A 19,120-nucleotide genomic window follows, 5' to 3' on the forward strand; every position below is an offset into this window, starting at 1 on the left:
GTATCCAATGCCGCGGTTCAGCAGCACCTCTTTTTCTTTACTCCACAAGCGGCCGCGGGGAAATCACCACTCCGTCCTCATCCGCATAGGCATAATGGCCGGGTACCCATTCGACACCGCCGAATTTCAGTACCACATCTCTCTTTCCTTTGCCTTCCTTCCTGCTTTTCAGAGGCATGCTGCCAAGCGCCAAAACCCCCAATTGCAGCTTGGCGAGATCCGCGACATCCCGGGCACAACCGTTCAGAATCACACCCGACAATCCTCGCTGCTGGGCCAATGCGGCCAATTGGTCCCCAAGCAATGCGCATCTTCTCGATCCTCCCCCGTCTACCACCAAAACGGAACCGGGCGGAACCGTTTCAATCGCCTGGCGGACCAACACGTTATCATCCAACACTTCCACCGTGGCGATCGGCCCAGAAAAACGGGCCTTCCCTCCATACGAGACAAAACTGATCTCGCAAATTTGCAGTTCCTGATGATACTGATCACACAAATCGGCTGTTTTGAACCCCATCCCTGCACCCTCCGATCGACCGTTTTTCCAAAATTCGATCCATTTCTATGAAGATACCTAGACTGTAACGTATTCAATCCGTGCTTGGCAAGGAGTTGCGGCGTTGGAGTCAAGCGGAATTTTCTGTGAAAAATTTGCACAGCGGCCCAAGGCGCCTGCACATCCCTTTTCAAGTCCATATCAATATGATGCAACAGGGGTCAAGAAAAGAGGAGGGATACAGTTGGCTACAAGACGGTCAGGGATTACCACGACGAGAAAAACCGCCTTAACCACGCAACGAAGGATCCGGAACACGGCCACAGGCTTGGTTGGCAACATCGTCGTCGTGCGGACTTTGTTTGGTACTTTTATCGGATGCTTACTGAGCGTCGGGGTGACTACGATTCGCCTTCGCGTCTTCAGCGGCAGCGACCGCAGGTTTATCACGATCCGGATTCCGATCGCCATCATTATCGATATCTTCCGGTTTCCCTGCCCGTAATTGGCGCTTTGGCAACGGAAGGTATCGCAGATGGTGACGGCAGTCCACGTGATTCCCGACTGACAGTTTCTCGCCTGTTCTTCCACGACAGACAACCGCAGCATACGGGCTGCGGTTGTCTTTATTCCACCAGGCCGAGCGCCTGGTAATCGTGCTGGCTGACGACCCCGTCAACCGGCAATCCGTGCGCTTTTTCATACCGTTTCATCGCCTGTTCGGTCGCGTGGCTGAACCGCCCGTTACACGGTCCGTAGTAAAAACCTGCGCTCTGCAGCCGACTCTGCACCAGCAGCACATCCGATCCGACATCGCCGGCCGCCAGTCGGCGGGGGTCAAGCGACGGTTCGCGCAGCGGGTGGCCGAGAATCGACACGGGGGTCCCTATTTTCACCCATTCATACAGCTCCTCCACGTCCTTATTGAACATGCGGACGCAACCGTGACTGGCATCGTGCCCGATCGAACCGGGCCGGTTCGTGCCGTGAATACCGTAGGTTCCCCAGGGCACGTTCAGTCCGAGCCAGCGGGTGCCAAAGCCGGACCCCCAGTTTTTATACTTGTTGATCACTTTCCATTCGCCGACCGGTGTCGGTGTGTCCGGTCGTCCGAGAGCAATCGGATATTTTTTATAGGGGATCCCGTCCACGAGGACGATCAAGCGGTTCCGCAGCGGATCGATTTGCAATGCGATCTCCCCGGCCGGCGCGGAAGACGGAAACGGGACGTCCGCTCGCGCAGGAGAGCCGGACAGGCACCACCACAACAGGCAAATTCCGGTCAGCCACTTGATCGATTGCATAAACTCACCTGTCGACCTGAGATTCTGTTTTGCAGTATCCCCTTCTTTTCTGTTTTTACCCGGCTGACCTTTTTGCCGCCCGCTGGCAAATCGCCGCAGTCTTGCACGAGCAAACCGCGGCTTCCGAATCGAAACCGATCTTAATTGGATTCGGCAGAGGTTGTTTGATCAACGTCCGTTTGTGCCGATCGCATTTGAAAGGAAGCCCGGCCGACGACTTTTTCCGGGGTGATGTCTTTTTGCAGCTCACGGAAATGGTTGCTCACGTGGTTGGTGAGGAATTGGTTGAGCAATTGATTATAGGCAGCGATCTGTTCGGTGCGCAGGTTGCTGATCTGTTCTTCCAGCCTTTTCAGGAGTTCCGATTGCTCCGCCTGGCCATCTGTTTCGCTTCTGGCGGGAAGCAGCGCGATTTTCGTTTCCCATTGCAAAATCTGCTGGCGAAGATCCTGCCATTCTTTCCGCAACTCTTCGAATTGCTCCTGCAAATTCGATCCTTCTGGATAGTGCGGCGCGGCATCGCTCCGGTACACCGGCACCGCTGTGTAGTAAGGCCACTGTCCCCAGGAATAGTACATTTCAACACTCCTCCCAAATAAGTGAATTCACTGAATACTGTATTGGGTCGGAGATGTCCTAGTTCATTGTCCCGGGAGAAATGGACATTCGCCTTATTTTGCGAGATAGGCGGCGGCAATCGGCAAACCGAATGTCACCAGCGCGGCCAGGATCTGCAGCCAGATGCCGCGCCGTACCTGCCGAACCTGAAACGCCACCCCTTTGCGCAGCAACCAGTCCCCGACGATCACGCAAACAACCGCCAGTAACGTGAGCAGGATCAGCCTCATTTTGTCTTCGCTCCTTACTGCAGAACGCGTAATGCATGCGGATGAATCGTAATATCACCCGGCGTTTTTCCAAAAATCTCCCCGTCCCCGTGCATCGGCACAGGCCGGTCGGTGCGGACGCGGACCGATTTGCCTTGCAGACAAACGATGTTCGGGTGCAATACATGCCTGCCGGAAAACACGGACGGAAGCAGTTTCAACAGCTCGAACTGCGTCAGGTTATGGACGACGCAGATATCGAGCAGCCCATCATCATGTTGCGCATCCGGGCAGATTTTCATGCCTCCCGCGTAAAATTTGGAATTGCCGATCGCCGCCAGCCAACATTTCGGGAACAAAAGCTCGCGGTCATCGATTTGCAAACGCAGGGTGAACGGGGGAAATTGGAACAGGAGTTTGAGCACGCCCAGGACATAGGCAAACGACCCGGCATGCTTTTTCCAGGGGGCGCGATCGATATCCTCCGCCACCGCCCCGTCAAAACCGATGCCGATCGCTCCGGCGATGTAGGTTCCGTTCAACTGCAGCAGATCGGCCGGCCGTTCGTTGGCGACCGCCAGGCGCTGCACCGCCAGATACGGGTTGTTCGGAATCTGCAGCATGCGGGCGAAATCGTTACCGGTACCTGATGGCAGCACACCAAACGCCGCCGGCTGACCAGCCAGCCCGTTCACCACCTCGTTTACCGTTCCGTCACCGCCGACCGCAATCACGCGCGCATACTGGGCCGCCGCCTGCCTGGCGACCTCCGTCGCCTCTTTCGGTCGCGAAGTCAGGTGCACGTCGTACCGGATGCCGAAACGCTCGAGCTGGCGCTGCAACTCGGGCCAGCGTCTTTTCGTTTTTCCCTTGCCTGCCTGCTGATTGACGATCAACAACGTTTTCATTGCCTGTTCCTCCGGAGAATGTGATAGCAGTTATTGCCGTGAAACCGGCTTTTCATACACCCGCCCGCCCACCGTCGCCAGCAAAAATTGCCCGTCCCGTATTTTTTCGGCGAAAATCGGGTAATACTGCTATTTGACAATACATTCATCTGGAACCAGCAGGAGGTACCTAATGGCGATCTACACTTTTGCCGGTGAGATTCAGAACGATTTTCAACGATGGTTTGCTGACGGCCTCAACCGGAAACTGGCGGAGAACGGCTACCGGTCGGCTGAACATCGCGACGACTCCGTCCGCCTGGTCCTGAACTTTGCGGATGCAAAGGCGCTCCGTCCGTATCGCCGGAAGGCACAGGCGACCTACGTGGTCACCATCGTCGAGACGGACGCGATGCCGGATAGTATTTTGCGGGCCGGCTACCCGATTTTGATCCGATCGTTGTCCAATCTATTAATTTATATCGTCCGCACGCCGGAAATGTTTTATACATATTTTGTCACGCTGGAACAGGGGTACTACCGAGTGCCGTTTGAAGAAGGACGGGAAGAAGAATTTTTCGGAAAAATTTTCGAGCGGCTGGAGCCTCTCGCTTCGTCCAACCTGATCATCAACAACCAGTTTGATCCCGATCTGCCGGAGGATCTGTGGGAAGGCGACGAGGTAACCGAACAGCTGCGACGGGCCGGGCAAAAAATCGAAGCGATGAACCTGTGGCCCGCTCCGTTTCCGATCCAGGAGATCCTGCCGCCGGAAGATTTTCGCCATGTGAAGCGGCTCTACGGAATCGGCGGCCTCAGCTACGGAAACCTGAGCGCCCGGAAGGATCAAAGCCGTTTCTGGATGAGCGGTAGCGGCGTCAACAAAGGGGATCTCCGGACAATCGGCCAGGACATGCTCTTGATCAAAGGCTTTGATGAACAGCGGAACACCATGCTGTTGAGCGTTCCGCCGGTGGTGCAGCCGCGTCGCGTATCGGTCGACGCAATCGAGCACTGGATGATCTACACGGAACATCCGCAGGTCGGTGCGATCGTCCATATTCACGCTTGGATGGAAGGGATCCCGTCGACGCAGATCAACTATCCCTGCGGTACGGTGGAGCTGGCGAAAGCGGTGGCCGAGCTTGTCCGGCAGGCGGACAACCCGGCGCGGGCGATCATCGGCTTGAAAAATCACGGTTTGACGATCACCGGCGCTGACCTAGATGACATTTTCGAACGGATCGACGGGCGCATCATTCCGCAGGTACCTATGACATGACAAGAAACCCGGTGCCCTCACCGGGTTTTCTTGTCTCAAGATTCTTTCGGCACGTCCCCTTCCGTTTCTAGTACGGCTTCGACTTCCTCTCCCCGGCCGGGATAGGGGTACTGCGGACTGACCAGGCGGGCATGAATCGCTCTCAGCAGCCGTTGATTCTCCCGCACCACCCGCAAAATTTCGTTGGTCACCGTGAAGTGTTGCGCCATCATCCGATACATCCGGTCCAGCTCCGGCCCCGGCACCCCCGGCATGATCTGGCGGGCATCCCCGAACCGATAGTAGTCGTACGGATCCCAATACATTTTTTCTCCTCCCTGGCAGCAGGATGATCCGCTCCGCATCCCCTGCTTTTTTTGCTCCCCAAAGGACGACCCGGCAAAGCACTCTGCCCGCTCCGGCTTCACTCTCCACCCCGTATCGTGGTGCGGCTTGCAGGTGCATCAGCGGGCGCCGCTTCGCTGGGGATTGACACTGTACTGTACGAAACAAGAGCCTATCCCGTGAGCCTATTTTCCAACAAAATGCAGAACTGCCGCATGGCATCTAGTCGCCCGGCTCGGACAACGGCTTTGTTTCCGCCAGGATCAGTTGGTTCCATCCGGGGACCGACAACCGGTAATACATCTCGACAAGCGACGGAAACGCGCTGGCCAGCCTGGCTGCCGCAGCAATCCTGCCCGGCACAATGACGTCCCGCTTGCGTTTGAAAGCCGCTTGCAGCACCGCTTTGGCCGCGGTCTCCGGTGTTAATACGGGGATTCCCGGCGGCAGCCGATACAAATTTTGATGCAGGTCGTTTTCGATCAAAGGCGTCTCGGTCGGGCCGGGTGACACAATCCCCACGTGGATGCCTTCCGGCCGAAGTTCCTGCCGCAGCGACAGGAGAAACCCGCGCAGCGCATGTTTGGTCGCCGCATACGCAGTAAAAAACGGCGGGGTGCACTGGGTCGACAAGGAGGAAAGATAGATCATCGATTTGCGGTTGCCTTTGCGGATCAACGGCAGAAACGATTGCGTCACATGCACCGCGCCCCAGTAATTGATGTCCATCGATTGCCGCGCCTTTTGCACGTCCATCGTTTCCACCGGTGACAAATAAAAAACGGCCGCTCCGTATATCAGAACATCGAGCCGTCCGAACTTGCCTGCAATCTGCTCTGCCGCTTGCCGGACCTGCTCGGGCGCTCCCACGTCTGTCGGAAGGATTGTCACCTGGCCCGCTTGCTGTTCGCCGTCGTGCCTTTCCAGTTCCCGGGCTGCCGCCTGCAGCCGCTCTTTCCCCCTGGCCAGCAGGATCACCCTCGCACCGCGGGAAGCGAACAATTTGGCCGTTTCTTTCCCGATCCCGCTGGACCCTCCCACAATCGCCACCACATCATCGCTCCTATTATGCACAGATGGTTCACTCTCCTGAATCGAAACTTGACACTCTAGTCTTCAATATGGCCCGAAGTACAGCAGTTTAACACCGCTGGCCCGCCGCCCGTCGGTTGGCATAGAAAAAGCCACAGTCTCAGGTCCCTTGACTGTGGCTGCAAGCCTATCCTCTCGGCCGAAACACCAGCGCGCCCAAAAAACCGAAAATGATCGCCGCCGAAATCCCAGCGCTGGTCACCTCAAAAATTCCCGTCAGCACTCCAATCAGGCCGTCTCGTTGCGCCTCCGCCATCGCACCATGCACCAGCGCATTGCCGAAGCTGGTAATCGGTACCGACGCCCCGGCGCCGGCAAATTTGATCAGCGGTTCGTACAGCCCGAGACCGTCCAGCACCGCTCCCGCCACCACCAGCGCCGACATCGTATGAGCGGGGGTAAGTTTCACCACGTCCATCAGGAACTGGCCGATCAGACAGATCAAACCGCCTACCAAAAAAGCCCACAGGTAGATCATCGCCGCTCCCTCCCTTCAGTCTGATTCAATCGACACCGCATGGGCGATGCAAGGAATCGTCTCCCCCTGCTGGTACGTCAGCGGAGACAGCAGCGCGCCCGTCGCCACCACCAAAAGCCGCTTCAACTCCCCTTGCCGCATGCGGCGAAACAGGTGGCCGTATGTGACGGCGGCCGAACATCCGCATCCGCTCCCGCCTGACCAGACGTTCGGGTTCTCCCCGTAGATCATGATACCGCAATCCTGGTACCGGTCCAGCGGAATCCCGGTCTCGTGCTTGCGCAGCAGATCCGACAGGATGGAATGGCCTACCCGCCCGAGATCGCCTGTGACGATCAGGTCGTAGTAGTCGGGGGGCAACCGGCGGTCGCGAAAATGGGATTCGATCGTGTTGAACGCTGCAGGAGCCATCGCGGCCCCCATGTTGAACGGGTCGTTCAGCCCCATGTCGACGACCCGGCCGATGGTTGCCGAAGTAACGCGCAATCGGAGTCGATCTTCCCGATCATCCCCCTTTCCTGCCGGTTCGTCATCCCGCTCTTGGTCTTCCCGCCCGACAACGGCCGCGCCGGCGGCCGTTACCGTCCACTGGGCGGTCGGCGGTTTTTGCGATCCATACTCGGTAGGATAGCGGTATTGCTTCTCCGCCGACGCGTTGTGGCTGCAGGTGGCGGCCAGCACATAGTCGGCCGCTTGGCTGTCGATGATCAACGAGGCGACGGCCAGGGTTTCCATCGCGGTTGAACAGGCGCCGAACATGCCGATGAACGGGATGGTCAGCGTCCGGGCGCCGAAACTGGAAGAGACGATCTGGTTCATCAAATCGCCCGCCAACAGAAAATTGATCTTCTCTTTGGTCAGACCCGCTTTTTCGATCGCTTTGTCGCACGCCTCTTCCAGCAGGGTACGCTCTGCCTTTTCCCAACTGTCCTGCCCGATCGTCAGATCGCTGTGCAGCGTGTCGAAATCGTCAGCGAGCGGCCCCTGCGCCTCAAACGGCCCGCCGATCGCGGCCGATGATTGGATCACCGGTTTGTTGGCGAACACCCAGGTTTGATGACCTTGCAGCATGTTTTATCCCCCCATCCGAACCAGTGTTTTGATCAGGCCGATCACAAATGCAGCGACAACGCCAAAGACGATCACCGGCCCGGCCAGTTTAAACATGTTGCCGCCGACGCCCAGCACCAGCCCTTCACTGCGATGTTCGATCGCCGTCGAAACGATCGAGTTGGCAAAGCCGGTGACCGGAACGGCAGTGCCGGCGCCCGCCCATTGGGCGATCCGGTCGTATACGCCGAATCCGGTCAAGAGCACCGACAGCAAAATCAGTACGGCAACGGTCGGATTGCTGGCCGTTTTTTGCGTAAACCCAAGGTAGCGGATAAACAGATCCTGGATGGCTTGTCCGATCAAACAGATGAAACCGCCGACCAGAAACGCGCGGATGAAATTCCGCACCAGCGGCCGGGGCGGTTCGAGGCTTTTCGCCCGATCCTGGTAGTGTTGTTGGGTCAACGTCAACTTTTTCTTTTTTTGGTTGGCCATTCCGATTCACCTTCGTTTTGCGTCTTTTATCTCGTCAGAAGCGGAGTCACTTGCTCGATCACCCTTCGCAGCTGCTCAGCCGCTTCTGTGTACAACTGTTTGCCTTCCTGATTCTGCGTTCCCAGGGCGTACAGTTCCAAATCGGCCTGACATTTTTTCAGCGTGGCGCAGGTCAGTTGCAGCGTCTGCGGGGTGGGTACCTGAATTTTGTCATCGTATAAGTCCACATAAAGCTGCCCGTTTTCATCCACTTGTCCGAGAAACACGTTCTCCAGCGCGACGCCGATTTTTTCCAGCTCCGCCTTCAGCCACTGCCGGTTCAGTCCGATTGTCGCCAGCGGCTCATCCATGATCTCGCCATCGATGATCACCGTCTGCGGCTCGGTCACCGGCGCCACAGCCAACCCAAAGTGCTTGGGCGTGAGCGGTTGGTTTTTCGATTTCAGCAGCACACTAACCGACCCGTTCGGCTCCATCGCAGCGAATTCTACGTCGGCCGCTTTGAACGCATTTTTCAAACGCAATTGCGCTATCAGGTCTTCGGCAGTCATTCGCGCCTTCTTCAGATTGTCTTCCATGATTTTGCCGTTCTTGATTAGGACGGTGGAGTTTCCGTAGAAAATGTTGCGCAGCGTCTTGCTTTTCAAAGCCAACCAGCCGGTCAGCACCGGAAACAATCCGTAGATCGTTAGGGCGATCAGTCCGTAGATCAGCGGGCCGTCGATGTCTGTCGCAATGACTCCTGCGATCGATCCGACGGTGATGCCAACGACATATTCAAAAAAACTTAACTGCGAAATTTGCCGTTTCCCGACCCATCTCGTCAAAAGAAACAGATACAGGAGCGACACGATCGAACGCACGATTATATTCAGCCATTCCGGCATGACGCTTCCTCCTTGAAAAAGGGGCGGGAGAGGGCCCCCCTCCCTGCCAGCGAGTTCGGTTAGAATCCTTTGTATTGCGGTTCTTCCTTTTCCAATTGGTTGACACGCTGTTCGAGCGTATTGATGACCGACTGGGTGGTTTGCGCCGCTTGCGTGTACATTTGCTTCGCCTGCTTGTTTTGCGTGTTTAAAGCGAACGTTTCCAGATTCGCCTGTGCGCTCTTGAGAGAAGCCAGCGTTTGTTTGACTTGGGATGCTACGGTCATGCCTGCTCACCTCCTCGACGACATATAGGATCAGCCGAAAATCAGCAGTTATTCCCGCCGATTGAGGAATAATTTGGCTCCTCCCGGAACATGGAAAATGGGTCCCACACGCGGAACATGGAATACGTTTGCGATCGGTTGAACATACTTTGTGTCGTTGACATTTGGTATAGGAGGAAAAATTGTGAACAGGAGCCCTCATATGGCCCTATCGATGCGGTACCACGACGAATCGAAGCATCTCCCCCACTTGTTGTCAACGGTGCCTCAGGCGGACGGGGCGTGTGTGCATGTTTTCCGTATGCGTTTATTCCGACTCGCAGCCGCAAAACCTGATCGCTTCCGTACAATCGCCGCGTCAAGCGCCCCCACCTGGATTCCCTTCGCTTGTGCGATTTCACACGGACGGACGCCCGCTCATATCCTGAAACGGGAAGCAAAACCGGAAGGGAGTGGGTTAAATGTATTACACGTTCGATTGGCGGCAGTACTCTAGCCCGGTGCTGTATCCGACATATCCTGTCTATGGCCACCCGGCTGCCCCGACCGGCACCGTCTATCCGGGCGTCCCGGCTCCGTTCGCCTGGCCTGGAACGCCGACCGCCCAACAGGTTCTGAGTGCGGTGGAACCGGTGGTGCGGCATGGAATTTTTGAGGGGATTGAAGAAGGGCAGCCGTTCGTCCACGTCGTGCGGCAAGTGGCGGCAATCGCTTATCTGATGGGCATGGGAATGCCGTACCTGCAAGCGGTGCGCATGGTGGAATCGTGGGAGGTTGATGAAAAATTTCCGGGGTTTGAACGGGAGAACAAGTAGACAGCAGAGTCAAGTCAATGGGCGGCAAGCGGCATCGCCTTGGGCTTTGTTTCCAAATGTCGGCAGACAAAGAACGCCTTGCCTTGAATGGTGGGCGTTCTTGTCTGAATGTCGATATTCATAGCTTTCAAAGGGGATATGGTTATTCTAAATGAAATAATTTTAGTTTTCAACACATTTTCTCTATGAATATCGTGTATGAAATTGTTTTCACATCGTCCACGCCTGTCAAATACTCTCATGAAATTCCGTTCCCACGCTAACTTTTCCTCATTTTTACGCATGGTTGAATGAATGTAATATTGACCGGACAGTCACTGGGCGGCCAAGGATTGCAAAACACACTTGACAACTCGGATTACTCAGAAATATACTAAATTCAACCGATAGCCGATCTTTCGTTGTCTGAATGTTGACTAAGTCACTCGAGATTCTCATGTTTGGAGGTGGCCGCTTGAAACTGTCAAGCAAAGGGGAGTACGCACTGCGGGCTCTGCTCGTGCTCGGGCAAAATCGCAACGGCGTGCTGCCGATCGCCGATATTGCAGCGGCTACACAAGTTCCTGTGAATTATTTGGAGCAAATTTTGCTGCAATTGAAACACCTCGGGTTCGTCAGGAGCAAACGAGGCATTCACGGCGGCTACTCGCTGCGCCTGCCGCCGGAGGCGATCGCGATCGGCGAAGTCATCCGGCAGTTGGAAGGGCCGTTGGCGCCCATGGGATGCGTCAGTGTGACAGCCTACGATCCCTGTCAACTGGAGCAGGGGTGTTTGCTCAAACCGTTGTGGGCACTGATTCGCGATACGGTAGCGAACGTGCTGGACCGCACGACACTCTACGATTTGCTGGAAGGAAAAATCCAATCTGTTGCCGGCAGAGGTGAGATTCATGTCTGAAAAAACGATTCAGGAGCTGCGCGATTCCCGCCTGGAGACGATTCTCAACGCCCTGGAGGGACTGGAATACGGTACGTTGCAGATTATCGTTCACGACTCCCAGATCACCCAGATCGAGCGAACGGAGAAAAAGCGGTTTCCGTTGCAACGCGTGCAACGATCCGAACAAGCCGGTTTTTCGGGACATAATAATAAGTAAAAATAATAAGAACAATAAGCATCTCTTATACACGCATATAGCGGTTCCGATCGGACGACCGAAGGACCCCTTGACTTGCTGCCATTGGCGCAAGCATGGGGTCTTTCTGTTTTTATAGAACACCATCTTGGAAAGGAGATACGATTCATGAACTTCAAATTGCGTCTCAACCAATGGGGAGGATGGTTGCTTGCGGGAGGGCTTGCGCTCAGCCTCGCAGGCTGCGGCCACCAGGACGCTCCCGCCGGGACGACCGCTGCTTCCACACCGTCCGGAACGGTCAGCCTGCTGAACGTTTCCTACGATCCGACGCGGGAACTCTACGAAGACTACAACAAAGCGTTCGCCGACTACTGGAAACAGAAAACCGGCCAAGCGGTGACCATCAAACAGTCGCACGGCGGCTCGGGCAAACAGGCACGGTCGGTGATCGACGGACTGGAAGCGGATGTGGTCACACTCGCTCTCGGCTATGATATCGACGCCATTCAACAGGCCGGACTGATTCAATCCAACTGGCAGAGCCGCTTGCCGAACCGCAGCACTCCCTTCACATCGACGATCGTATTTTTGGTCCGGAAAGGCAATCCGAAGGGAATCAAGGATTGGGACGATCTGATCAAACCGGGCGTTTCGGTGATCACCCCGAACCCCAAGACATCAGGCGGCGCCCGCTGGAACTATCTGGCCGCCTGGGGATACGCCCTCCGCAAAAACAATGGGGATGAAGCGGCCGCCAAACAGTTCGTCAGCCGGTTGTTCAAAAATGTCCCGGTGCTCGATTCGGGAGCCCGCGGCGCTACCACCACGTTTGTCGAACGGGGCATCGGCGATGTGCTGATCGCCTGGGAAAACGAAGCACTGCTGGCGGTCAAGGAACTGGGACAAGACAAATTTGAAATTGTCGTGCCTTCGGTCAGCATCCTCGCCGAACCGCCGGTGAGCGTGGTCGACAAGGTGGTCGATAAGCGCGGCACGCGGGCGGTAGCGGAAGCATACCTGCAGTACCTGTACTCGGAACAGGGCCAGGAAATCGCGGCGAAACATTACTATCGCCCGCAGTTGAAATCGGTCGCAGACAAGTACGCCGCCCAATTCCCCAAGCTGGAGCTGTTTACGATCGATCAGTTGTTTGGCGGTTGGGACAAAGCGCATCGGACCCATTTTGCCGATGGCGGCGTGTTTGATCAAATCTACAAACCCTAGGAGTGGCCGTCATGCAAAAAGCGCTGAAACCACACAGCATCCTGCCGGGGTTCGGGTTGTCGCTCGGGTTCACCCTCGCCTATCTCGGCCTGGTCGTGCTGATTCCGCTCGCCACCCTGTTGCTCAAGACGTCCACCCTAAGCTGGGATCGGTTCTGGTCGCTGGTCACGGCCGAGCGCGTGCTGCTCGCCTGCCGGCTCAGCTTCGGCGCCGCGTTGGTCGCAGCGCTGATCAATCTGGTATTCGGCGTTTTAATCGCTTGGGTGTTGGCCCGCTACACGTTTCCCGGCAAACGGCTGATCGACGGACTGGTCGATTTGCCGTTCGCCTTGCCCACCGCCGTTGCGGGTATCGCCCTGACCACCCTGTACGCTCCCTCCGGCTGGATCGGGCGCTACCTGCAACTGCTCGGGATCAAAGCGTCCTTCACACCGCTTGGGATCGTGATCGCCCTGACCTTCATCGGCCTGCCGTTTGTCGTGCGAACCGTGCAGCCGGTGCTGCAGGACCTTGACCGCCAGTTGGAAGAAGCGGCCGCCACGTTGGGAGCCAACCAGCTGCAAACGTTCCGGCGTGTGATTCTGCCGCAGCTGGTCCCGGCCATCCTGACCGGATTCGCGCTGGCGTTTGCGAGGGGGGTCGGCGAGTACGGATCGGTTGTCTTTATCTCCGGCAACATGCCGATGAAGACGGAAATCGCCCCGCTGTTGATCATGGCGAAATTGGAGCAGTTTGACTACACGGGAGCAACGGCGATCGCGCTGGTGATGCTCGTCGCATCTTTTGCCATTCTGCTGTCGATCAATCTGTTGCAATGGTACAGCCACAAGCGTTATTCCGGAGCGGGAGGAGGGATTTGCCTTTGATGAATCGGCTCATGCGGGGAGTTTTGATCGCCATCGTGCTGGCGTTTCTGGGACTGTTTCTGGTCGTGCCGCTCGTCTCGATTTTTGCCGAGGCTATGAAAAGAGGAGCGGACGCCTATTTCGCCGCCATCACACAACCGGAAGCATTGGCCGCCATCCGCTTGACGCTGCTGACGGCAGCGATCACAGTCCCTTTGAATCTGCTGTTTGGCATCGCCGCCGCCTGGCTGATCGCGAAATTTGATTTTGTCGGAAAAAATGTGCTACTCGCACTGATCGACCTGCCGTTTGCCGTGTCGCCCGTCATCTCCGGTATGATTTTCGTGCTGCTGTTCGGCGGGCAGGGACTGTTCGGCCCCTGGCTCGCCGCCCACGGCATCCGGATTGTGTTTGCGGTACCGGGAATCGTCCTTGCCACGCTGTTTGTCACGTTTCCGTTCGTCGCCCGCGAACTTATCCCGATCATGCAGGCACAGGGAAAAGACGAGGAAGAAGCCGCTCTGTCGCTCGGGGCAAACGGTTGGAAAACCTTCTTTCGCGTCACTCTTCCCAACGTAAAATGGGGCCTGCTCTACGGAGTGATTCTGTGCAACGCCCGGGCGATGGGGGAATTTGGAGCCGTCTCGGTCGTCTCCGGTCATATTCGCGGCTTGACGAACACGCTGCCTTTGCATATCGAGATTCTGTACAACGAGTACAAGTTTACGGCCGCTTTCGCCGCCGCCTCCCTGCTGACATTGCTGGCATTGCTGACGCTGGTCGCGCAAAGCGTTGTGGAGTGGAAAGGCAAACAACAATTGAACCGTTCGCATGGTTAATGGAAAAGGGGAGAATCGAAGATGAGCATTCAGGTTGTGAAAGTCAGTAAAACCTACGGGACATTCGCCGCCCTGCAAGAGATCGACCTGGAAATTCCCAGCGGACAGTTATGCGCCCTGCTGGGGCCGTCCGGGTCGGGCAAAACAACTTTGTTGCGGCTGCTTGCGGGGTTGGAAAAGGTTGAACAGGGGCAAATCTATTTTGACGCGGAAGATGTGACCGGACGAAGCGTCCGGGAGCGGAAGGTCGGGTTTGTATTCCAGCATTACGCCTTGTTTCGGCACATGACCGTTTTTCAAAACGTCGCGTTCGGACTGCAGGTCCTGCCGCGCAAGCAACGGCCATCAAAAGCTGAGATTCACGAGAAAGTGGATCAACTGCTGCAGCTTGTCCAGTTAAAAGGGCTGGAGAACCGATATCCCGCCCAACTGTCCGGCGGACAGCGGCAACGGGTGGCCCTGGCGCGGGCGCTGGCCATCGAACCGAAAGTGCTGATGCTCGACGAACCGTTCGGTGCCTTGGACGCCAAGGTGCGCCAGGATCTGCGCCAGTGGCTGAGGCAGTTGCATGACCAGCTTCATATCACCAGCCTATTTGTCACCCACGATCAGGAAGAAGCGCTGGAAATCGCCGATCGCGTGGTGATCTTGAACAATGGACGAATCGAACAGGTCGGCACCCCGGAGGAAGTGTATCACCACCCGGTCAATCCGTTTGTTTTACACTTTCTCGGCAGAGTCAACCGGGTGCAGCCGAATCCGCACGACCCATCAATTGTCGGCTATACAAGACCACACGAGTTCGATGTATCGCGCCATGCGTCAAGTCCGGTCAGTATCAAAGCGGTGATCCGGCGCGTCCGCCATTTCGGCGCGGTCATCCGGTTGGATGTGGCAAGATGCGACACAGGCGATGCAATGCAAGTGGAAATCGGTTGCGATCGTTATGCCGAACTGGCGTTAAAAACGGGGGAGACAATTTTTCTGACTCCTCGCGTCGCCAGGTTTTTTGCGGGAGCGGACGGGGGATCGATCACCCATTCCAGTCAGTCCCCGATTGCGACAGTGATTTAAGAGCAGAGAGATCGCTTCTTGTCCTCGTCTTCCAGGCGATTCAGCATCTTGACCAATGCCAGAGGCGAAGCAAAAAAAGCCGGGTTCCGTTTGGAAACCGTTTTAACGCGAACGCCGTTGAAAACGAATTTTCCAAACGCCCGACTCCTTCTCTGTCCGCACTTCATATCCCAACTGGCGAAGGGTGCCAACGATTTCTTCCGCCGTCTTTTCATCCCGGCAGGTCGTCCCGTACCAGCCCAATTTTTCATACGCATTCGTGACAATCGTTTGTACACGTCGTAAAAGCACACCGATTCCTCCTCTCGTACCTCTGCTGCTATTCAGTATAGCCGGTTGCGACAAACAAATGGTGAAGGCGGTGTGAACGATTGATGAATTTTGGGTGAAAGATCCGCGTTTGTCTTAGACGAGTGTACGTGGCGGTCGTCTGCCATGCCGCATTAACTAGAGTAGACTAAATCAAGGAGGGAGCTACATGTACGGTATCTTCGGTGCGTACACTCGTTGGGCTGTGGTGTTTCTGATCATCTTCGTCCTGTTCTTCCTGCTCGTTCCCGCTTATCCGGGCCCGGCAGCAGCACCCGTTGTAGATCCTTGATCGGTTGAACGGCAAAAACCATAAAGGGGGGACGCTCGTGTACGTTTTCGGAGCTTACACACGTTGGGCTGTCGTGTTCCTCATCATCTTCGTGCTGTTCTTCTTGCTCGTTCCCGCATACACCACCGTCTGCAAAACTGTACCCGTCTATTGATTAATGAAAATAGCCCGGATGCGTCCGGGCTATTTTCATTTCATTCGCTCAGTTGATTTGCACTTTCTGGGCGGTTTTTTCAGTTTCTTTCCAGTGGAACCCCTTCCCGTAATAGAACGCAATCAAGATTGACCAGATCGGCCCGACGATCAGGGCGATCCGGGTGTCGGGGAAGTAGGCCATCAAGCCGACCACCGCAATCAGGAACGCGAGCGACAAATAAGCGCTGTACAGCGCTCAGATCCAGTGGGGCACATCGGAACCAGTACTGCATGTAAATCCGGACGGCGATGATTTTCGCCCTGCAAGCCGATCAACCGTCTTTGATCGGAAACGCTTTCAAGATATAATGAAAGAAAACGTCCATTCTGGGCAAAATGCGCACGATTTTGCATTCCACGTTAAGGAGCAACCCCCATGGATGTTGAAAAAGATCCATTTGACGGCACGTTTGACAGCCTGGAAACGTTGGCCGACACGATCAGCGAAGTGCTCCGCTGCCCGGTGACGATCGAGGACGCCAACCATCGGCTGCTGGCCTACAGTTCGCACGATACGAAAACGGACCCGGCGCGCATCGCTACCATCATCGGCCGGCGCGTCCCGGAAAAAGTGATCAACAGCCTATGGCGGGCCGGCGTGATTCCCCAGCTGTTAAACAGCGATAACCCGATCCGCATCCCCGCCATCCACGATGTGGGTCTGGGCAACCGGGTGGCTGTAGCGATTCGCACAAAAAGCGAGATTCTGGGTTATATCTGGGTGCTGGAAGAGGATCACCCGCTGAGTGAGGAAGCGCTCCACCAGTTAAAAAAAGCGGCGCAAGCGGCGAAAACCAAGCTGTTGCAACTGCAGGTCCGAAAACGCAAGCAGGAAGCGGGCCATCAGGAATTTCTGTGGCAGCTCCTGACCGGCCACCTGAAATCCGACACGCTGATTCGGGACCATGCAAAAAAATTGCTGCTGGCGCTGCCCGACCGCTTCCAGGTGCTGGTGTTCGAGTTTACGGAAGACATCAGCGAATCCTTGCAGCAAAAAATCCAATACCTGTTGACCGCCACCCAGCGGATTCGCATCGTCTGCCATGCGGTCGACCGGAACCAGTTGATCCTGCTGGCCTCCCCGCTCAACGACCGCTCGTACAAGCAGGATTTCAGCCATTTTATCGGGGATTTTACGGCGCAAATGCAGGACCGCTTCCGCGTTTCGCCAATCGAAGCCGGCTGCGGTTCCCTGTTCCACCAGGATTATACCAAGGTGGAAACCAGCTACCAGGAGGCGTTGACCGTCCTGCAGCTGAAAAAACGGTTTCCAACCGAAACGAAAGCGCTGCACCATGTGGAGGACCTCGGTTTTTACCGATACCTGCCGTTGATCGCGGACTACAAGCGGTCGCGCCAGATTGAAAATCCGCATCTCAAGCGGCTGCAGGAGTACGACCGTGAACATAACACCAGCCTGCTGCAAACGTTGGCGGTCTTCCTGGCGAGCGACAGCAATGTGAAGGAGGCGGCGGATCGCCTGCACATCCACGCGAACACGCTGAATTACCGGTTGACGCGGATCGCCGAGATCGGTGGCATCAATCTGAAAGATATGGACCAGAAAGTCAGCCTCTACCTCGATCTGAAAGCGGAAACGCTCGACGGGTGACGGCTTGTGGGATTCCACAAAGCCGGCCCGTTTTTTTCTTTTTTACGAACAATGAAAAAAGGTCCTGCCCCGCTTATACTTGGCTTACAGGTTCAATCAAGGGGGACGCGTTATGAAGATCGGGATACCGAAAGAAATAAAGAACAACGAGAACCGCGTCGCGATCACACCGGCCGGGGTGGAAGCACTAAAAAGCCACGGCCACGAGGTGTATATTGAAAAATCGGCCGGTCTCGGCAGCGGCTTCACGGACGAAGAATACCGCCAAAAAGGCGCCGTGATTCTCGATACGGCGGCGGAAGTCTGGGCAACGGCAGACATGGTCATGAAAGTGAAAGAACCGCTGCCGCAGGAATATACCTATTTTCGTGAAGGGTTGATCCTGTTCACCTATTTGCACCTTGCTCCGGAGCCGGAATTGACGAAAGCGCTGGTGGACAAGGGCGTGATCGCGATCGCCTACGAAACGATCCAATTGGAGGACCGTTCCCTGCCGCTGTTAACTCCGATGAGCGAAGTGGCGGGCCGCATGGCAGTCCAAATCGGCGCCCAGTTCCTGGAAAAACCGTACGGCGGCAAAGGCGTTCTCTTGGGCGGCGTACCGGGTGTGGCGCCGGCGGAAGTGGTGATCATCGGCGGCGGTGTGGTCGGCACCAACGCAGCGAAAATGGCCCTCGGCACCGGAGCACGCGTGACGATCCTCGACATCAACTCGGATCGCCTTCGCTATCTGGACGACATTTTCGGCGGCCGAATTACGACGCTGATGTCCAATTCGTACAATATCGAACAAGCGGTCCGCAAGGCTGACCTGCTGATCGGAGCAGTGCTGATTCCGGGCGCACGGGCGCCGAAACTGGTGAAGGAATATATGGTGCAGGGAATGTCGAAAGGATCGGTGATTGTTGACGTGGCGATCGACCAGGGCGGCTCGATCGAGACGATCGACCGGGTCACCACCCATTCCGATCCGACCTATGAAAAATACGGCGTCGTGCATTACGCGGTGGCCAACATGCCGGGTGCGGTGGCAAGAACCTCGACGCTCGCCTTGACCAACGCAACCATTCCCTACGCCCTGCAAATCGCCAACAAAGGCGTCAAGCAGGCGATCCAGGACAACAAGGCGCTGTATCGCGGCGTCAACGTGGCGGGCGGCGCCGTCACCTACGAAGCGGTCGCAAGAGATCTCGGCTACCCGTACGTACCGGCCGAACAAGCGCTGCAAAAACAATTTGCCGTGTTATAACGAAACGATCCCCTCAACCAACGAGGGGATCGGCTTTTTTTGTTTTGGATTGGTAGAATACCTATGAATAACCAAAAGGTGGGATCCTATGAAATTGGCCGGTAAAAACATCTACATTCGGCGATTGGAGTTGGCAGATGCAACATGTTTGATCGGCCGGGCCAATTTGAGCAATGTGGTCCACGGTGCGTGG

Annotated in this window: 26 protein-coding genes; 12 read left to right on the forward strand and 14 right to left on the reverse strand. The window is 56.1% G+C overall.

The features are described 5' to 3' along the window. Positions 1-37: 37 nt before the first annotated feature. Positions 38-520 (reverse strand): ribonuclease E activity regulator RraA, encoded by a 483-nt coding sequence (gene rraA / locus C230_RS0107660; RefSeq protein WP_018131445.1) that lies wholly within the window; start codon positions 518-520, stop codon positions 38-40. A gap of 223 nt (positions 521-743) precedes the next feature. Between rraA and C230_RS0107665 the strand changes: the two genes are divergently transcribed. Continuing rightward, on the forward strand, positions 744-1,004 hold the full coding sequence (locus tag C230_RS0107665) for a hypothetical protein (RefSeq protein WP_018131446.1): 261 nt from the start codon (positions 744-746) through the stop codon (positions 1,002-1,004). Between the two features lie 121 nt (positions 1,005-1,125). Here the strand turns inward: C230_RS0107665 and C230_RS0107670 are convergent, their stop codons facing one another. From C230_RS0107670 to C230_RS0107685, 4 genes are all read right to left on the reverse strand, one after another. After that, positions 1,126-1,803, reverse strand: coding sequence for a L,D-transpeptidase family protein (locus C230_RS0107670; protein WP_018131447.1), 678 nt, complete (start codon positions 1,801-1,803; stop codon positions 1,126-1,128). A 140-nt stretch (positions 1,804-1,943) separates the two neighbouring features. Beyond that, positions 1,944-2,381: a hypothetical protein gene (locus C230_RS0107675; RefSeq protein WP_018131448.1), complete on the reverse strand. Its 438-nt coding sequence runs from the start codon at positions 2,379-2,381 to the stop codon at positions 1,944-1,946. A gap of 93 nt (positions 2,382-2,474) precedes the next feature. Further along, positions 2,475-2,651 (reverse strand): hypothetical protein, encoded by a 177-nt coding sequence (locus C230_RS22455; RefSeq protein ID WP_018131449.1) that lies wholly within the window; start codon positions 2,649-2,651, stop codon positions 2,475-2,477. Between the two features lie 14 nt (positions 2,652-2,665). Next, positions 2,666-3,538, reverse strand: a complete 873-nt coding sequence (locus tag C230_RS0107685) for a diacylglycerol/lipid kinase family protein (protein WP_018131450.1) — start codon at positions 3,536-3,538, stop codon at positions 2,666-2,668. A gap of 172 nt (positions 3,539-3,710) precedes the next feature. Here C230_RS0107685 and C230_RS0107690 point away from each other — a divergent pair, with 172 nt between their 5' ends. After that, positions 3,711-4,799, forward strand: a complete 1,089-nt coding sequence (locus tag C230_RS0107690) for a class II aldolase/adducin family protein (protein ID WP_018131451.1) — start codon at positions 3,711-3,713, stop codon at positions 4,797-4,799. Positions 4,800-4,834: 35 nt separating this feature from the next. On the opposite strand, the gene C230_RS0107695 is transcribed toward C230_RS0107690, so the two are convergent. The 7 genes from C230_RS0107695 to C230_RS0107725 form a co-directional block, all read right to left on the reverse strand. Then, positions 4,835-5,104 (reverse strand): hypothetical protein, encoded by a 270-nt coding sequence (locus tag C230_RS0107695; protein ID WP_018131452.1) that lies wholly within the window; start codon positions 5,102-5,104, stop codon positions 4,835-4,837. Between the two features lie 241 nt (positions 5,105-5,345). Continuing rightward, entirely contained in the window at positions 5,346-6,173 is an 828-nt protein-coding gene (locus tag C230_RS0107700) for an SDR family NAD(P)-dependent oxidoreductase (protein WP_169332838.1), read from the reverse strand. Positions 6,174-6,342: 169 nt separating this feature from the next. Beyond that, the gene (gene spoVAE / locus C230_RS0107705) at positions 6,343-6,693 is read right to left on the reverse strand and encodes a stage V sporulation protein AE (RefSeq protein ID WP_018131454.1); all 351 of its coding nucleotides are present in this window, start codon (positions 6,691-6,693) and stop codon (positions 6,343-6,345) included. 15 nt (positions 6,694-6,708) lie between these two features. Further along, positions 6,709-7,764 carry a stage V sporulation protein AD gene (spoVAD, locus tag C230_RS0107710; protein ID WP_018131455.1) on the reverse strand — a complete coding sequence of 352 codons (1,056 nt, stop codon included), beginning with the start codon at positions 7,762-7,764 and terminating at the stop codon, positions 6,709-6,711. A gap of 3 nt (positions 7,765-7,767) precedes the next feature. Continuing rightward, positions 7,768-8,241: a stage V sporulation protein AC gene (gene spoVAC / locus C230_RS0107715; RefSeq protein WP_018131456.1), complete on the reverse strand. Its 474-nt coding sequence runs from the start codon at positions 8,239-8,241 to the stop codon at positions 7,768-7,770. A 26-nt stretch (positions 8,242-8,267) separates the two neighbouring features. After that, positions 8,268-9,128, reverse strand: coding sequence for a DUF421 domain-containing protein (locus C230_RS0107720; RefSeq protein ID WP_018131457.1), 861 nt, complete (start codon positions 9,126-9,128; stop codon positions 8,268-8,270). Positions 9,129-9,187: 59 nt separating this feature from the next. Next, on the reverse strand, positions 9,188-9,394 hold the full coding sequence (locus C230_RS0107725; protein WP_018131458.1) for a DUF1657 domain-containing protein: 207 nt from the start codon (positions 9,392-9,394) through the stop codon (positions 9,188-9,190). A 461-nt stretch (positions 9,395-9,855) separates the two neighbouring features. Here C230_RS0107725 and C230_RS22460 point away from each other — a divergent pair, with 461 nt between their 5' ends. From C230_RS22460 to C230_RS0107760, 7 genes are all read left to right on the forward strand, one after another. Further along, positions 9,856-10,209, forward strand: coding sequence for a hypothetical protein (locus tag C230_RS22460; protein ID WP_018131459.1), 354 nt, complete (start codon positions 9,856-9,858; stop codon positions 10,207-10,209). 454 nt (positions 10,210-10,663) lie between these two features. Further along, the gene (locus C230_RS0107735; protein WP_018131460.1) at positions 10,664-11,107 is read left to right on the forward strand and encodes an RrF2 family transcriptional regulator; all 444 of its coding nucleotides are present in this window, start codon (positions 10,664-10,666) and stop codon (positions 11,105-11,107) included. Next, positions 11,100-11,306 carry a YezD family protein gene (locus tag C230_RS0107740; protein ID WP_018131461.1) on the forward strand — a complete coding sequence of 69 codons (207 nt, stop codon included), beginning with the start codon at positions 11,100-11,102 and terminating at the stop codon, positions 11,304-11,306. Before C230_RS0107735 ends, C230_RS0107740 begins: the two co-directional genes overlap by 8 nt. Before the next feature lie 147 nt (positions 11,307-11,453). Next, a complete protein-coding gene (locus C230_RS0107745; protein WP_018131462.1) occupies positions 11,454-12,512 on the forward strand; it encodes a sulfate ABC transporter substrate-binding protein in 1,059 nt (352 codons plus the stop codon). Positions 12,513-12,523: 11 nt separating this feature from the next. Then, a complete protein-coding gene (gene cysT / locus C230_RS0107750) occupies positions 12,524-13,378 on the forward strand; it encodes a sulfate ABC transporter permease subunit CysT (RefSeq protein WP_018131463.1) in 855 nt (284 codons plus the stop codon). Then, positions 13,378-14,196 carry a sulfate ABC transporter permease subunit CysW gene (gene cysW / locus C230_RS0107755; protein WP_018131464.1) on the forward strand — a complete coding sequence of 273 codons (819 nt, stop codon included), beginning with the start codon at positions 13,378-13,380 and terminating at the stop codon, positions 14,194-14,196. Before cysT ends, cysW begins: the two co-directional genes overlap by 1 nt. A 21-nt stretch (positions 14,197-14,217) precedes the next feature. Continuing rightward, on the forward strand, positions 14,218-15,270 hold the full coding sequence (locus C230_RS0107760) for a sulfate/molybdate ABC transporter ATP-binding protein (protein WP_018131465.1): 1,053 nt from the start codon (positions 14,218-14,220) through the stop codon (positions 15,268-15,270). 102 nt (positions 15,271-15,372) lie between these two features. Here C230_RS0107760 and C230_RS0107765 read toward each other — a convergent pair whose 3' ends face one another. Beyond that, a complete protein-coding gene (locus tag C230_RS0107765; protein WP_018131466.1) occupies positions 15,373-15,561 on the reverse strand; it encodes a hypothetical protein in 189 nt (62 codons plus the stop codon). Between the two features lie 187 nt (positions 15,562-15,748). Between C230_RS0107765 and C230_RS23565 the strand changes: the two genes are divergently transcribed. Then, a complete protein-coding gene (locus C230_RS23565) occupies positions 15,749-15,871 on the forward strand; it encodes a hypothetical protein (RefSeq protein ID WP_018131467.1) in 123 nt (40 codons plus the stop codon). Positions 15,872-16,073: 202 nt separating this feature from the next. On the opposite strand, the gene C230_RS21930 is transcribed toward C230_RS23565, so the two are convergent. Then, positions 16,074-16,208, reverse strand: a complete 135-nt coding sequence (locus C230_RS21930; protein ID WP_018131469.1) for a hypothetical protein — start codon at positions 16,206-16,208, stop codon at positions 16,074-16,076. A 234-nt stretch (positions 16,209-16,442) separates the two neighbouring features. Between C230_RS21930 and C230_RS0107790 the strand changes: the two genes are divergently transcribed. Further along, the gene (locus C230_RS0107790; RefSeq protein WP_018131470.1) at positions 16,443-17,678 is read left to right on the forward strand and encodes a PucR family transcriptional regulator; all 1,236 of its coding nucleotides are present in this window, start codon (positions 16,443-16,445) and stop codon (positions 17,676-17,678) included. Positions 17,679-17,790: 112 nt separating this feature from the next. Then, entirely contained in the window at positions 17,791-18,927 is a 1,137-nt protein-coding gene (gene ald, locus C230_RS0107795) for an alanine dehydrogenase (RefSeq protein ID WP_018131471.1), read from the forward strand. Positions 18,928-19,120: the final 193 nt, after the last annotated feature.

It is taken from the genome of Effusibacillus pohliae DSM 22757 (assembly GCF_000376225.1).
GTDB lineage: Bacteria > Bacillota > Bacilli > Tumebacillales > Effusibacillaceae > Effusibacillus > Effusibacillus pohliae.

Bases quoted from the DNA above. Each gene is read 5' to 3' on its own strand.
- rraA (WP_018131445.1), bottom strand. From the start codon at position 520: ATGGGGTTCAAAACAGCCGATTTGTGTGATCAGTATCATCAGGAACTG.
- C230_RS0107670 (WP_018131447.1), bottom strand. From the start codon at position 1,803: ATGCAATCGATCAAGTGGCTGACCGGAATTTGCCTGTTGTGGTGGTGC.
- C230_RS0107675 (WP_018131448.1), bottom strand. From the start codon at position 2,381: ATGTACTATTCCTGGGGACAGTGGCCTTACTACACAGCGGTGCCGGTG.
- C230_RS22455 (WP_018131449.1), bottom strand. From the start codon at position 2,651: ATGAGGCTGATCCTGCTCACGTTACTGGCGGTTGTTTGCGTGATCGTC.
- C230_RS0107685 (WP_018131450.1), bottom strand. From the start codon at position 3,538: ATGAAAACGTTGTTGATCGTCAATCAGCAGGCAGGCAAGGGAAAAACG.
- C230_RS0107690 (WP_018131451.1), top strand. From the start codon at position 3,711: ATGGCGATCTACACTTTTGCCGGTGAGATTCAGAACGATTTTCAACGA.
- C230_RS0107695 (WP_018131452.1), bottom strand. From the start codon at position 5,104: ATGTATTGGGATCCGTACGACTACTATCGGTTCGGGGATGCCCGCCAG.
- spoVAE (WP_018131454.1), bottom strand. From the start codon at position 6,693: ATGATCTACCTGTGGGCTTTTTTGGTAGGCGGTTTGATCTGTCTGATC.
- spoVAD (WP_018131455.1), bottom strand. From the start codon at position 7,764: ATGCTGCAAGGTCATCAAACCTGGGTGTTCGCCAACAAACCGGTGATC.
- spoVAC (WP_018131456.1), bottom strand. From the start codon at position 8,241: ATGGCCAACCAAAAAAAGAAAAAGTTGACGTTGACCCAACAACACTAC.
- C230_RS0107720 (WP_018131457.1), bottom strand. From the start codon at position 9,128: ATGCCGGAATGGCTGAATATAATCGTGCGTTCGATCGTGTCGCTCCTG.
- C230_RS0107725 (WP_018131458.1), bottom strand. From the start codon at position 9,394: ATGACCGTAGCATCCCAAGTCAAACAAACGCTGGCTTCTCTCAAGAGC.
- C230_RS22460 (WP_018131459.1), top strand. From the start codon at position 9,856: ATGTATTACACGTTCGATTGGCGGCAGTACTCTAGCCCGGTGCTGTAT.
- C230_RS0107740 (WP_018131461.1), top strand. From the start codon at position 11,100: ATGTCTGAAAAAACGATTCAGGAGCTGCGCGATTCCCGCCTGGAGACG.
- C230_RS0107745 (WP_018131462.1), top strand. From the start codon at position 11,454: ATGAACTTCAAATTGCGTCTCAACCAATGGGGAGGATGGTTGCTTGCG.
- cysT (WP_018131463.1), top strand. From the start codon at position 12,524: ATGCAAAAAGCGCTGAAACCACACAGCATCCTGCCGGGGTTCGGGTTG.
- cysW (WP_018131464.1), top strand. From the start codon at position 13,378: ATGAATCGGCTCATGCGGGGAGTTTTGATCGCCATCGTGCTGGCGTTT.
- C230_RS0107760 (WP_018131465.1), top strand. From the start codon at position 14,218: ATGAGCATTCAGGTTGTGAAAGTCAGTAAAACCTACGGGACATTCGCC.
- C230_RS23565 (WP_018131467.1), top strand. From the start codon at position 15,749: ATGTACGGTATCTTCGGTGCGTACACTCGTTGGGCTGTGGTGTTTCTG.
- C230_RS21930 (WP_018131469.1), bottom strand. From the start codon at position 16,208: ATGGCCTACTTCCCCGACACCCGGATCGCCCTGATCGTCGGGCCGATC.
- C230_RS0107790 (WP_018131470.1), top strand. From the start codon at position 16,443: ATGGATGTTGAAAAAGATCCATTTGACGGCACGTTTGACAGCCTGGAA.
- ald (WP_018131471.1), top strand. From the start codon at position 17,791: ATGAAGATCGGGATACCGAAAGAAATAAAGAACAACGAGAACCGCGTC.